Raw genomic sequence first — 12,678 nt, forward strand, 5'->3', positions numbered from 1 at the left:
CGTTTCATCTTAAAGGAAGAGGCCGCGGCCAGGCAGATATCTGCTCGGGCCACGGCCTCTCTATTTATTTCAGCACCGAAGAGAATGACTGCACTCGCTCTTTCGGATCATCATTTTTGCCCACAGCCCCAGAGCTATTGGGTGCCCTCGCTCGGTTGTCTCTTCCAAAGCATCACGCTATACAAGCAACCCAACACCGAGCAAACCGCCATCACCTGATACAGCGCCGCTCCGCCCCAATGCTGAAAGACCCAGCCGCCTCCAAACGACCCGATGATGCCGGAAATGCCGAAGAAAATAACGGCAAGCACCGTCTGTCCTGTCGCCTTCCATTCCTCCGGGATAATCCGGTACAAGTACTGAATGCTGGCGGTGTAAAAAATGACAAATGTGATCCCTTGCATAAGCTGGAGAAACACCACCAGCATCGGGTCTGAGAAAGCTGCACAAAGAAAATACCGGATGGCGTAGATGGCCGATGCCAGAGTGATCATCTTGATCTCGTTTCCGTTTCGCAGCAGGCGCGGACTCAGCGCGAAGAAGGCCACCTCGCTGATCGCTGCCACAAACCAGGCCAAGCCTACCATGCCCGTATTTCCGCCCAAGCTCTGTACATATACGCCGAGAAAGCTGTCATTCGTACGATGAGGAATGGCCGCAAGCAGGACCAGGAGAAAGAAGCGCAGAGTCGCCGGATAGGTGAGAAACCGGCGAAGATCGGCCACTGAAAGCCGCTTGCCGCTGACAGGTGCATCGGGAACAACGAGACACAGGAGATAGGCAAGCCCTCCATACGCGGCGTATACCCAAAAAAGGTTCTCCATCCCGATTCTGTCCACGGTAAAACCGATGATCAGCGAGGCAGAGGCATACCCGATCGCGCCGAAGGTCCTGACCGATCCAAAGTGGATGCCGTGCTGCTCAGCTACGCGGTAATTCAAGCTCTCCGTCAGCGGATCGGTCGGAAGCATAAAGAAATACATCGCTCCCACCAAAACAAACAGCAGCCACAGCTGTGAAGACTGGAGCAGGGTGAATCCCACGACGAGAGACAAGCCCAGCGTTACGAGGATCACCCTTTTTATCGTCTTGCGCCTGTCGCTGACCATGCCCCAAAATGGTTGCGACAATATTCCGATGAACGATCCCATGCCGATCAATATTCCGATTTGCGCAGGACTTACGCCGCGAAATGCGAGATATACCGGCAGAAACGATATAAATATGGACAACAGCGAAAAATAGAAAAAGTTATAAGCCCTTAATGCTTGAATTGCCATCATATGCTCGTTTTCACTCACTCTCCCGTAACCGCTCCCTGCACAAAGCAAAGGATGCACAACATACATACAACGATTTCCCTGCAACGGTCAATTCTTAAGATGTACAGCCCCGCCAGGTTGTCGGACGGGGCTGTCATTTTATTTTGTCTTATCCTATCCTTGTTTGTCACTTGGCCAGCAGCTCACTCATTAACTGCGCCAGTTGACGTGCTTGCTCGCGTCTCTCGTAAGGCTTGACCCGTTCGGCAAACTCCACGCCACGGTCAGCCGCATCGATCTCACCTTGTTCCTTCCATGCCTGATACAGCTTGAGGTATGCCTGTTTCATCGCATCCTGGTCCTCCGGGTCGGCAACTTGTCCCAAGTGGAACGTTTCGATGATTCCGGTAGCTTCTCCGGCTTTGTTCAGAGCCAGGATCGGCTTGCCGATTCCCATGTATTCATACAGCTTGCCCGGGATGTACGCTCCGGCATCGGGCGAGACATCGCCGATGAGCAAAAGGGCGTCCGCCCCTTTCATGAGACCAAGCGCCTCTTTATGCGGCAGATTCCCCAATACCCGGACAATATCGCCGAGGCCCAACGCTTCCACGCAATCCCGATTTTCCGAATAACCCGGATAGTCGAATACGCCGGCAAAACTGAGCAAAAGGTCTTTTCGGTCAACCTGCCCTTCCTCAATCAGCTCGTGGATCGCTTTCAGCAAAAGGCGCGGATTTCGCTTCTGGTACAAAATGCCCGCATAAACGGCATGAAACTTCCCTGGTACGGTATGCTGTGGAACCAATCCCTCAAAATCGGCCTGGTCAAACCCGTTATAGATGAGCTCCATCCGCCGTATACGGTGTCCATGCTTTGCCTTGAAGTTTTGGGCAAATGTCGCTGTCACAGTTGTAATCGCATCCGCCCTTGCCATAACCTTCTCTTCCATCCGCTCTTCCAGGCGCTCTCTCCAGGCGATTCCCGAGGTATGCATATTTTGTGTCCACGGATCGCGGAAATCGGCGACCCACTTGCATCCAAACTCCTCGGCCAGCCTCTGGGCAATCAAATGATTGGTCACCGGGCCCGACGTCGAAAATATCGCGTCTATTTTTTCCCGGCGCATAATCTCTCGGCCCAGCTTGAGTGCCTGCGGGAGCCACAAAATCTGGTCGTCAGGGATCAACAGGTACGGTTTTACTTGTTTCAACATTTGTACAATGCCTTGCCTTAGTTTGCTCTTCAGACTGGTTCGAACCACCGCCGGTTCCGTGCTCGCAGCCGCCTTTGCTGCACCTTTCTGTCCCGCAGAAGCTCCCCCGCCTCTTCGCGGCAAGATCTGCAACTCCTTCGCCCGATGAATCTTCACATCATCCGGAAGTTGAGCCAGCAGGGACGGGTCCAATGTCGCATGGTAAACGGGATCGACTGTCAGCACATGTACATTCCAGCCGAACTCTCCGAGGTATTTCGCCATTTTTAACGGCCGCGGCACCCCTCCGCCGCCAATGGGCGGAAAATAATAGCATATGAGCAGCACGCTGTGAGTTTTCATCAGCAAACCTTCCTTGTATCGTCGTTTTTCTCCTTCATCAAGATACCACAAGTCCCGTGTTATTGCGAATAAACCAGTCATCTGCTATAGTGAGAATGGTTTTGTTTTTATTGGACGATCGGGATTTTTCCTGTTTTTGATACGAGAGAGCTTCGGTGAGAAGCTTTTTTTTACGAAGGTTCGGGTGGAGTTGTCATGAATAAACTGCGAGTCCTCCATGTTATCGGCGGAGGAGAGTTTGGCGGAGCGGAACAGCATATCCTCAATTTATTGTCTTCTCTTCCTGCGGATGAAGTGGAGACGGCCGTCGTCTGCTTTTACGACTCCCTGTTTGCCAGCGAGTTGCGCAAAGCAGGTGTGCCTGTCATTGCCCTGGACCGATTCGGGCGTTTTGACGTACGGCTTCTACAGGCGTTGCGAGAGGTATTTCGTTCCTTTGGGCCACATCTCATACATACACATGGCGTAAAAGCCAACTTCTTTTCCAGACTGGCCTCCCGGGGAAGCGGAGCGACACTGCTGACGACCGTACACAGCTCGCTTCGCTATGACTACGCCCATCCGCTGGCCTATGCGCTCGTATCCTTGATGGAACGAGGTACACGTCGATGGAACCGTCACTACATCGCGATCAGCGAGGCGATTGCGGAGATTTTGCACAAGGACGGCGTTCCACGAGAGCAAATCAGCGTCATTTACAACGGAACAGACCTTTCTCCATACAGACAGACACATCTGCGTGCGTCAGACCGGGCCTCCCTTCGAGCAGAATGGGGAATTCCAGCCGATGCCTTTTTGTTCGGGACGGTCGCGAGATTTGTGCCTGTGAAAGGACTCCCGCTTCTGGTGGATGCATTTGCTCAATTGGCGAGGGAGATGCAGGAAGGTCCGATCCCTTATCTGGTCCTTGTCGGAGACGGTCCGGAACGTGCCGTCCTGGAGGCGAAAGTCCGTGAGCACGGTCTGGAAGAAAGGGTCCGCTTCGGCGGGTTCCGCCAGGATATCCCGGCGTGTCTGCATGCATGTGACGCCTTTGTCCATTCTTCCTTGTACGAGGGACTGGGGTATACGATCATCGAAGCGATGGCCTCTGAAGTGCCTGTCGTAGCCAGCCACGTCGGCGGAGTCAAAGAATTTGTTACACACAAACAAACCGGTCTTGCCGTATCGCCCGGTGACGTGGCAGGATTGACCGAAGCGATGAAAACCATTTTGCAATCGCCGGATTTGCGGGAGCGGCTCGTCCACAATGCCCTGACTTTAGTGGAGCAGACCTTTACAATCCAGCACATGGCTGAACAAACACTGGCTCTGTACCGTCGTCTGCTTTCATAAACGCTGCTGGCAGCCGAGCAAAGCAACACTGGGATTATGGCAAAAAAACCATGCGATTTACAGATAAAAGCACGGCGTTGGCTTTAGCGGGCCCCGTGCTTTTTTCGTTGACTTCGGTTTTGGGCCTGTGCATTCGCTTTTTGGCCATGTGCATTCGTTCCTTGCATTCGCTTCTTACTTCCGTTCTGCATTCCCTTGCTGTTTTTTGTGTCGAGCATTCCCTTCTTGCTTTTACCATTCGCTTTTGGTCCAACTGTTTGCAACGTTTTTCCATTTTTCTGTTGCCTGTATGGAAACAATCTGTTTTGATAAGAAAGAATGATTCAGAATTGCTAGAAAGGACGGCGAATGGCTATGAAACTGTTTCTTTCCGTAGACATGGAAGGAATCTCCGGTATTGTCGACACATCTTATATCAATCCAGATTCAGGCATGAACTATGCACGAGGCCGTCAATTCATGACCGAAGACGCCAATGCAGTGATCGAAGCAGCGCTGGAGTGGGGAGCTACAGAGATCGTTGTAGCCGACAGCCACAATACGATGAATAACATCCTCTGGGAGTCGCTGCACCCCGAAGCGAAGCTTTTGGCCGGCTCACCACGCGATTACTCCATGATGCAGGGCCTGGACCAGAGCTTTGACGCCGCTTTTTTCATCGGCTACCACACACGTCAGGGCGTCCCGGGCGTACTCAGCCACACGATGTCCGGGGTTGTTCGCAACATGTACATCAACGGACAGGTCGTAGGAGAGTTTGGCTTCAACGCCGTCTATGCCGGTATGTATGGCGTTCCGGTCTGTCTTGTTTCCGGCGATGACTTGATTGCAAAGGAAGCCAAACAGCTCATCCCGGAAATCAGTACGGCTATCGTAAAAACAGCAGTTTCCCGCACCTCTGCTCTCTGCCTCTCCCGTGACGAGGCCACAGCGGAATTAAAACGCCAGACCAAGCGGGCTCTTTCCCGAGTAGCACAAGTAAAGCCCGTGGAATTCGCTCAACCGCTTGAGCTCTCGATTGAATTTTCGCATGCCGGACAAGCCGAAATGGCGGCGATTGTGCCAGGCGCACGCTACGATGCGGAAAAAGGGATCGTTTCCTACACGCCGCAAGATCAGCACGACCTTTACAAAACGATGCGGGCTATGATCAATCTCGCATCTGGCGCAGAATTTTTCTAACCAATTTGGCTTATCAAGTACCTTCGATATGAAAAAGGCTCCTGCCGGCTGGAAACCGGCGGAGCCTTTTTCATGCAAACCCGAACCTTTCTTCGGTTAGATTCGGACTACAGTCACCTGCTCGTCAAGCGAGCGCGGGATGCGGTTTTTGGTATCAAACAAAACAGGAGACGAACTCATCAGACTGATCACTTTGTCCCAATCCAGCTCGGCAAATTCCTTCTGGATAGCCGTCAGCATGATGGCGTCTGCTCCGCGAACAGCTTCTTCGACCGTCTCTTTCTTGTGGTCGTAGCGGTTTGGTACGGCCGGGTCGTAGGAGCGAACGTCGACTCCTTTGGCCTTCAATGCAGCAATCAGATCATGGACCGGACTTACCCGGTCATCGTTGGAAAAGTCCTTCATCGCCAGTCCAAACACAGTCACACGGCTCCCTGCCAATGTTTTGCCGGCATTCTGCAGCGCTTTATCCAGCATGTCCACCAAAACGCCAGGCACACTGTCGTTTGTCGTGCGGGCCAACCGCAAGAGCGGGAGCGGAACACCCAGCTCTCTCGCTTTCGGCTGCAGGTAGTACAGTGCGTTTGGAAGGCAGAAGCCGCCCACTCCAGGTCCCGGTGTCAGCAGGTTCACGCGCTTGTGCGTGTTCGCGATGCGAATCAGCTCAAACGTGTCGATCCCGAAAGACTCGGCAAAACGGGCAAATTCCTGAACCATCGCGATGTTCACGTCACGCTGAATATTTTCAATGACTTTCGCCGTTTCAATCACACGAATATCAGAAATAGTGATTTCCGTTTCACTGATCACGGAAAGCAGCTGTTTCCCCTTCTCTGCACTCTCCGGGTTGATCCCGCCGAGGACCAGAGGCATATGAATGAACTCCTCGAAAGCTCGTCCTTCGGCAATGCGTTCGGAGCAGTATGTCAGGTAAAAATCCGTTCCGGCTTGAAGTCCGCTTGCTTCTTCCAGGATCGGTTTGATCACTTCTTCTGTCGTCCCCGGAACGACCGTGCTTCGGATCATCACCGAATCGCCCTTCTTCAACACTTTCCCGAGCGTTTCCGCACAGTTTTTGAGCGGTCCCAGGTCAGGATCACCATTGAAGACCGGCAGTCCGACCGTCACGATATAATTCGTAACCTCGGCTGCAGCTTCTTCATAGGAAGTGGTCGCACGAAAGCGGCCAGCGGCGATTTGCTCCCGCAGAATCTCCGCCAAAGTTTTGCCTTGGTAGGATTCCAGGTGATGGGAATGCCCTTTGTTAATCTCATCTACTACATGCGGTACGACGTCCACACCGACGACATGTGCCCCTTTCAGGGCGTAAGTGAGCGCAAGCGGCAGTCCGACAAACCCTAATCCGACAACAGCAACGCGTACTGGCTGAGTCATTGAGTATCTCCTCTTTCATATTCTCTGGTTATAGGTTGAGTGCATTGCCTACGACAGATAATAAACCCCTGCCGCAATAAACACTACACATAATGCGATGAGGACCTTGTACAGCGTTTCCAAGGCCATGCCTCCTCTTCCCCTAACTCGTTACATTCTGCCAAAGTCTAATTATACTCTCCATCGGCAAATGGTTCAACGGGAAACGTCCCTAGCCATTCGTGGGCAAATAGACGGTCAGCGGGCCTGTGACATACACTTGACAGCTCAGCCTCAGTCCGGCTGCAAAGTCCGCTCCCAAACGATACCGCTCTGTAGGAGAGGGTTCGCTTGCTGAACCAGGGGGAATTTCCATTCGCAATCGGCAAGTGGCGCACTTTCCCGTAGTACAGGCAAAATCTACCGGAAAACGCTCCCGCACCATGGCCAACAGCAAATTTTCCCCCGTCCTCACTGACAGATGGCTGCGCTCTTCTCCCTGAACGACGGTAACTGTCACACACCCTGACTGATCCATTCTTCTCGCCTCCCGTTATCTCGTCAAACTGGCACCGATAACAAAGGAAAAACCGACAGAAAGCACCATCGCAATAAAACCGATCGCCCGGTTGTCATTGCCGATCTCTTCATCTACATTGAAGCTTGGAGTCATAAATTCAAAAATAAAATAGCTGCCCAGCAAGAGAAAAAAACCGAAAGTTCCCCAAATCAACGCTTGCCCGATGGAGTCATGGTGCTGGATCGAATAGCTGAAAATATTGGCAATCCCGAACATCTTTCCACCAGTAGCCATGGCGACAGCGAGGTTCCCCCGTTTTAATTCCTGCCACACCTGATACCGGGTCACAAGCTCAAACAAGGAAAGAAAAACGATCATCGCAAGCCCGGTAACGGTATAGTAGGCAAACGTCCCCAAATACTGATTGTGTAACAACTGTTCCATCCAGAACCTCCCTGCACAAAAGAAAATCAGGACAGGCTAGAGCCGACGTTCAACCCGTCACCGGGTTATCTCAGCTCGACGATCGTTGCTCCGACGCCGCCCTCACCCTGACCGCCTAAGCGAAACGATTTCACATTGCGGTGCTGGCGCAAATACTCGTGCACCCCTTTTCGCAGCATCCCTGTGCCGTGTCCATGGATAATCGATACAGAGTGGAAGCCGGCCAAGAGCGCTTCGTCCAGAAACTGGTCGATTTCCCGAATCCCGTCCTCGACATTGTATCCACGCAGGTCGAGGTCCAGCTTGGCAGTGCCTTTGCTTCGCTTTACAGCGGTGTACTCCACGGCTTGCTGAGGGGCTTTGATGGAATTGAGGACGTTCATGTCGTCCCGCTTGACCTTCATTTTCATAATGCCGATCTGGACGAGGAACTCGTCTCCCCCGACCTTTTCCAACACAGTTCCCTTTTGCCCAAAGCTTGTTACCATGACTTCGTCGCCGACTTTGACCTGCGTGGCCCGTACCGCTTTTGCCGGTTTTTTCACCTTTTCCTTCTCAAGCTCCATGACGGCGCTGCCCAGCCGTTTTTTCGCCTCGATCAAACGGTGCTCTTTAATTTCGACGCCTTCCTTCATCATGCTCCGCAGCTCGCGGATAACGGCTTCGGCTTCCTCTTTTGCCAGTTGAACGGCGATGCGGGCTTCTTCCTCCGCTTCCTCCAGCCGTTTGTTCTTCTCTTCGGCGAAGCGAGCCCGCTCTTCTTCAAGCTGCTGGCGCAGACGTTCGGCTTCGCGCCGCAGCTCTTCGGCAGTCTCCCTTTCCGCTTCAGCCGTTTTGCGGTTTCGCTCCAGGGAGGCGATCATGCTCTCGACCTGATTGTCCTCTTCGCTGATCGAGCCTTTGGCAATTTCGATGATTTCCTCTGGCAAGCCGAGCCGCTTGGCAATCGCAAACGCGTTCGACCGTCCCGGGACACCGATGAGAAGTCTGTAGGTCGGCCTGAGCGTCTCCACATCAAACTCAACGCTCGCATTGATCACGCCCGGTCTGTCATAGGCGTACGCCTTCAGCTCGCTGTAGTGCGTAGTGGCGATCAGCCGGGCTCCGCGTTGGATGACGTGATCGATAATCGACATCGCCAAAGCTGCACCCTCGGTCGGGTCCGTTCCTGCACCCAGCTCGTCAAATAACACAAGACTCCGCTCATCCATCGAAGCGAGAATGTGAATAATATTCTTCATGTGACTGGAGAAAGTCGAGAGGCTCTGCTCGATTGACTGTTCGTCTCCTATGTCGGCGAAAACAGACGAGAATACGGTAACCTCGCTCTCTTCCTCCGCAGGAATATGCAATCCTGCCATCGCCATGATCGACAAAAGTCCGACTGTCTTTAGCGATACCGTTTTCCCGCCTGTATTGGGACCAGTCACTACAATTGCGCTGTAAGCTCCGCCCAGCTCCACATCAACCGGTACGACGGCATTATGGGGAATCAACGGATGGCGGGCCTTTTTCAGGCGCAGGTACCCACGGTCATTGAGTTTCGGGCATACAGCCTTCATCGCTCCAGCGAGCTGAGCCTTGGCAAACATAAAGTCGAGCTCGGCCAATGCATCAATATTTTCCTTCAGTTCCTCTACGGACTGCGCGACAAGCTCTGTCAGCGTATAGAGGATGCGCTCTACCTCCCGCTCCTCGCGAAGACGAAGCTCGCGAAGCTTGTTGTTCATCGTCACGACTGCTTCCGGCTCGATGAACAAGGTAGCGCCCGATGCCGATTGATCGTGCACAATCCCGCCAAATACATGGCGATATTCCTGTTTGACCGGAATGACAAAACGGTCGCCGCGGATTGTCACGATATTTTCCATCAGCATCTTTTGGTAGGAGCTTGATCTCGTCATCTGGTCCAGCTTTTCTCTGACGCGTGCTTCCAATTGGCGGATTTCCTGCCGAACCTGGCGAAGCTCCGGACTCGCACTGTCAACCACCGCACCGTCGTCATCGATACAGCGCCTGATTTCCGTCTCCATCTCGCGCAGCCCTTCAATCCGTTCTGCCTGGAACTGCAGCATCGGGAGCGGCTCATTTTCACAAAGGTCGAGCAGGAAATGGCGCAAACGGCGTCCAGCGCCGATCGTTCCTGCTATTGCCAACAATTCCATGGGAGCGAGCATGGCATTCAAACGCGCCCGCTGAATTGGTGCGCGAATGTCGCGGATGCCTCCGAGCGGAACACTTCCCTTCAGCCGAAGCGCCGTCACTGCCTCGCTAGTCGCCTGCTGCGCGGACCGGACTTCTTCGATCCGCAAGAACGGCAGCAGCGCTTCCGCTTTTTCTCTCCCGTATATGGACGTCGCCTTTTCCATTAAAAGCGCGACGATCTTTTCGTATTCCAAGGTTTTTAAAACCCGTTGTTCCACAAGTGGTGCCTCCTTTATCGCTTGGAAAAAACCAATCATTCGTATTATATCACGGAGCTTGCGGCAAGAATAATTTAACGCGATTTCCACGGCATAGTTCCCTTTAAAATCAGCCAAAATGAGAAGGAATCAACATCTGCAAAGGAGGATCACACGTATGACGATTTTACGCCACGTTATCCGTTTTGTGGTTGCTGCTGTCGTACTGATGTTCGTCGGGTTTCTCGTACCCGGTTTTTCGGTTAACAACTTCTGGACCGCTCTCATTGCGGCAGTAGTTATCGCACTGCTGGGATGGGTAGTTGAGGCATTCTTTGGTGATCGCATCTCTCCATACAATCGCGGGATTGTTGGTTTCCTTGTAAGCGCAGTCGTGATTTACCTGACCCAATTTGTCGTTACCGGCTTCTATGTGACCATCCTCGGGGCTCTGCTCGCTTCCCTCGTGATCGGAATCATCGACCTGTTTATTCCGATCAAGACACATATGGATTTGCGCAATGGCGACGCCGGAAACAGGCAAGAAACCTGAGTTCGTATAGTGCAAGAGCCAACCATCGGGTTGGCTCTGCTTTCGGTTTTATGAAGACGCCGTTTGTCTGTGGATCATTCCTGCCAGGTAGCCGGCTCCAAAGCCATTGTCAATATTGACGACAGCTACGCCGTTTGCACAGGAATTCAGCATGGACAGCAGGGCTGCCATACCTCCAAAATTCGCTCCGTAGCCGACGCTGGTGGGAACGGCAATGACCGGTTTGTCTACGAGTCCCGCCAGAACGCTTGCCAATGCTCCCTCCATGCCTGCGATGCAGACAATCACAGCCGCAGCGCGAATCTCATCCAGCCGCTGAAACAAACGGTGAATCCCCGCTACACCGACGTCTGCGATGACTCTGGCTTCACTGCCGAAGCAGCGCACCGTCCAAGCCGCTTCCTGCGCAACTGGCCAATCGGAGGTACCGGCAGCCACGATCGCTACATAGCCTTCGCGGACGGGCTTCAGCGGACTTTTTGTACTGATCAGCAGCCTGCCCTCTCTTTCGTACCGAACGTCCGGCCAATGCTTTTGCACCGCTTCCGCCTGCTCATCACTGACGCGTGTAGCCAGAACCAATTCCTGGTGCTCTCTCAATCGGGCAAATATTCCAACGAGTTGCTCTGCGCTTTTGCCTGCCGCGTATACGACCTCGGGAAAACCGGTTCGTTTCTTTCGATCAAGATCAAGGGTCGCATAATCCAGACGGCTGCTTCCTTGAACAAGCTCTAGCGCATGTTCGACATCAATCGTGCCTGCTTTCAGCTCTTGAAGAATTTTTCTCAAGTCATCCATGGGTCTGTTTCACTTCCGCTTGCAGTACGGCATTCATGCTGCCAGTCTTGTATCCGAACAAATCGAGGGTTACGTACTGAAACCCGATCGCCCGCAGCTCGCGGTCAATGCTTTCCCGATGCTCCAGCAAGCGCGGAAAATCGTCCGGACTGATCTCGATTCGTGCAATGGTCTCGTGGTGGCGCACCCTGACCTGATGAAAACCGAGGCTCATCAAGAAGCCCTCCGCCCGATCGATTTGATCGATTTTTTCCAGTGTAATCTGCGAACCGTACGGAACACGTGAAGACAGGCAAGCAAAAGACGGCTTGTTCCAAGTGGACAGCCCCATTTGCTTTGACAACTGCCGAAGCTCTTCCTTGTAAAGTCCGGCTTCCTGCAGCGGACTGCGCACGCCCCGTTGAACGGCTGCTACTCTCCCCGGGCGGTAATCGCCCAAGTCGTCCATGTTGGCGCCGTCACAAATAACGGCATTCCATTCATTTTTTTCAGCCAATTCCCCTAAATGCTCATACAATCCGTCCTTGCAGTAAAAGCAGCGGTTGACCGGATTTGCCACAAAATTGGGGTTTTCCATTTCGCGGATTTCAGTCGTGACAAATCTGGCTTTGAGCTGCTTTGCCAGCTGCTTGGCGGCCTCAAATTCGCGTGTCGGGAACGTTTCCGATGCTGCTGTGACGGCAATCGCGGACTCCCCCAATTCTTCAACGGCGCGGGCCAGCAAAAAGGTGCTGTCCACTCCGCCCGAAAAAGCGATCAGGACACTGCCCATCTCGCGAAGAATCTCTCCCAGCTTTTCGTTCTTTTGTTCCAGAGTCAGCTGACTTGCAGCCTCCACCAACGCTTCTTTGCTCATCAGTCGCGCTCCTCTCCGTTCGTGATTGTCAAGCTTGCGACAATAGGGAAAAGAGAGGCAAAAAGCCCCTCTTTCCAAACATCTATGATGGATCGTTCGCATCCTCCTGAAGCATCTTCAACAGCGCTTCGTACTCAGTACGCAACCGGAAGTATTCGTCTGCGATGTTTACTGCGGTAAGTACGGCAATTTTGGCCGTGTCCAGGCGATGGTTGCCTTTTCCGATTTCATTCATTTTATCGTCTACGAATCCGGCTACCATGCGCATATGGTTCACACTTGCCTTTCCACTGAGCCGATACTGCTGACCATATATATCTACTGTCAACCGATTCTTACCATCACCTTGCACGAAGGCTTCCTCCTCCAAAACAGCTCTGAGACTTCCGTACCA

The 12,678-nt window shown here is 52.9% G+C and carries 12 protein-coding genes; 3 read left to right on the forward strand and 9 right to left on the reverse strand.

The features are described 5' to 3' along the window. Nucleotides 1-134: 134 nt before the first annotated feature. Nucleotides 135-1,301 carry an MFS transporter gene (locus V5G20_RS20000; protein ID WP_238986203.1) on the reverse strand — a complete coding sequence of 389 codons (1,167 nt, stop codon included), beginning with the start codon at nt 1,299-1,301 and terminating at the stop codon, nt 135-137. 148 nt (nt 1,302-1,449) lie between these two features. Beyond that, nucleotides 1,450-2,820 (reverse strand): glycosyltransferase family 4 protein, encoded by a 1,371-nt coding sequence (locus V5G20_RS20005; protein ID WP_338461926.1) that lies wholly within the window; start codon nt 2,818-2,820, stop codon nt 1,450-1,452. 195 nt (nt 2,821-3,015) lie between these two features. Here V5G20_RS20005 and V5G20_RS20010 point away from each other — a divergent pair, with 195 nt between their 5' ends. Both V5G20_RS20010 and V5G20_RS20015 read left to right on the forward strand, forming a co-directional pair. Continuing rightward, nucleotides 3,016-4,155 carry a glycosyltransferase gene (locus tag V5G20_RS20010; protein ID WP_003387776.1) on the forward strand — a complete coding sequence of 380 codons (1,140 nt, stop codon included), beginning with the start codon at nt 3,016-3,018 and terminating at the stop codon, nt 4,153-4,155. A 354-nt stretch (nt 4,156-4,509) separates the two neighbouring features. After that, entirely contained in the window at nt 4,510-5,337 is an 828-nt protein-coding gene (locus V5G20_RS20015) for a M55 family metallopeptidase (RefSeq protein ID WP_024984389.1), read from the forward strand. Nucleotides 5,338-5,433: 96 nt separating this feature from the next. Here V5G20_RS20015 and V5G20_RS20020 read toward each other — a convergent pair whose 3' ends face one another. The 4 genes from V5G20_RS20020 to V5G20_RS20035 all read right to left on the reverse strand — a co-directional run bounded on the left by V5G20_RS20020 (nt 5,434) and on the right by V5G20_RS20035 (nt 10,098). Beyond that, nucleotides 5,434-6,732 (reverse strand): nucleotide sugar dehydrogenase, encoded by a 1,299-nt coding sequence (locus V5G20_RS20020; RefSeq protein ID WP_338461929.1) that lies wholly within the window; start codon nt 6,730-6,732, stop codon nt 5,434-5,436. Between the two features lie 211 nt (nt 6,733-6,943). Continuing rightward, nucleotides 6,944-7,249 carry a 2Fe-2S iron-sulfur cluster-binding protein gene (locus V5G20_RS20025; RefSeq protein ID WP_031932313.1) on the reverse strand — a complete coding sequence of 102 codons (306 nt, stop codon included), beginning with the start codon at nt 7,247-7,249 and terminating at the stop codon, nt 6,944-6,946. Nucleotides 7,250-7,264: 15 nt separating this feature from the next. Beyond that, the gene (locus tag V5G20_RS20030) at nt 7,265-7,675 is read right to left on the reverse strand and encodes a DUF350 domain-containing protein (RefSeq protein ID WP_003387782.1); all 411 of its coding nucleotides are present in this window, start codon (nt 7,673-7,675) and stop codon (nt 7,265-7,267) included. Between the two features lie 65 nt (nt 7,676-7,740). Next, the gene (locus V5G20_RS20035) at nt 7,741-10,098 is read right to left on the reverse strand and encodes an endonuclease MutS2 (protein WP_338461933.1); all 2,358 of its coding nucleotides are present in this window, start codon (nt 10,096-10,098) and stop codon (nt 7,741-7,743) included. Nucleotides 10,099-10,255: 157 nt separating this feature from the next. On the opposite strand from V5G20_RS20035, the gene V5G20_RS20040 reads away from it, so the two are divergent. Beyond that, nucleotides 10,256-10,630, forward strand: coding sequence for a phage holin family protein (locus V5G20_RS20040; protein WP_003387784.1), 375 nt, complete (start codon nt 10,256-10,258; stop codon nt 10,628-10,630). Between the two features lie 48 nt (nt 10,631-10,678). On the opposite strand, the gene larB is transcribed toward V5G20_RS20040, so the two are convergent. The 3 genes from larB to zapA form a co-directional block, all read right to left on the reverse strand. Then, nucleotides 10,679-11,428 carry a nickel pincer cofactor biosynthesis protein LarB gene (larB, locus tag V5G20_RS20045; RefSeq protein WP_003387785.1) on the reverse strand — a complete coding sequence of 250 codons (750 nt, stop codon included), beginning with the start codon at nt 11,426-11,428 and terminating at the stop codon, nt 10,679-10,681. After that, the gene (gene larE / locus V5G20_RS20050; RefSeq protein ID WP_024984392.1) at nt 11,421-12,284 is read right to left on the reverse strand and encodes an ATP-dependent sacrificial sulfur transferase LarE; all 864 of its coding nucleotides are present in this window, start codon (nt 12,282-12,284) and stop codon (nt 11,421-11,423) included. Before larE ends, larB begins: the two co-directional genes overlap by 8 nt. A gap of 82 nt (nt 12,285-12,366) precedes the next feature. Beyond that, nucleotides 12,367-12,636, reverse strand: coding sequence for a cell division protein ZapA (zapA, locus tag V5G20_RS20055; RefSeq protein WP_003387787.1), 270 nt, complete (start codon nt 12,634-12,636; stop codon nt 12,367-12,369). Nucleotides 12,637-12,678: the final 42 nt, after the last annotated feature.

Source organism: Brevibacillus borstelensis (genome assembly GCF_036700025.1).
GTDB classification, from domain to species: domain Bacteria; phylum Bacillota; class Bacilli; order Brevibacillales; family Brevibacillaceae; genus Brevibacillus; species Brevibacillus borstelensis.

What these genes read in the sequence shown, in the direction of transcription:
- V5G20_RS20030 (WP_003387782.1), bottom strand. Translation starts at nt 7,675, where the DNA reads ATGGAACAGTTGTTACACAATCAGTATTTGGGGACGTTTGCCTACTAT.
- V5G20_RS20025 (WP_031932313.1), bottom strand. Translation starts at nt 7,249, where the DNA reads ATGGATCAGTCAGGGTGTGTGACAGTTACCGTCGTTCAGGGAGAAGAG.
- larB (WP_003387785.1), bottom strand. Translation starts at nt 11,428, where the DNA reads ATGGATGACTTGAGAAAAATTCTTCAAGAGCTGAAAGCAGGCACGATT.
- V5G20_RS20015 (WP_024984389.1), top strand. Translation starts at nt 4,510, where the DNA reads ATGAAACTGTTTCTTTCCGTAGACATGGAAGGAATCTCCGGTATTGTC.
- larE (WP_024984392.1), bottom strand. Translation starts at nt 12,284, where the DNA reads ATGAGCAAAGAAGCGTTGGTGGAGGCTGCAAGTCAGCTGACTCTGGAA.
- V5G20_RS20005 (WP_338461926.1), bottom strand. Translation starts at nt 2,820, where the DNA reads ATGAAAACTCACAGCGTGCTGCTCATATGCTATTATTTTCCGCCCATT.
- V5G20_RS20020 (WP_338461929.1), bottom strand. Translation starts at nt 6,732, where the DNA reads ATGACTCAGCCAGTACGCGTTGCTGTTGTCGGATTAGGGTTTGTCGGA.
- V5G20_RS20010 (WP_003387776.1), top strand. Translation starts at nt 3,016, where the DNA reads ATGAATAAACTGCGAGTCCTCCATGTTATCGGCGGAGGAGAGTTTGGC.
- V5G20_RS20040 (WP_003387784.1), top strand. Translation starts at nt 10,256, where the DNA reads ATGACGATTTTACGCCACGTTATCCGTTTTGTGGTTGCTGCTGTCGTA.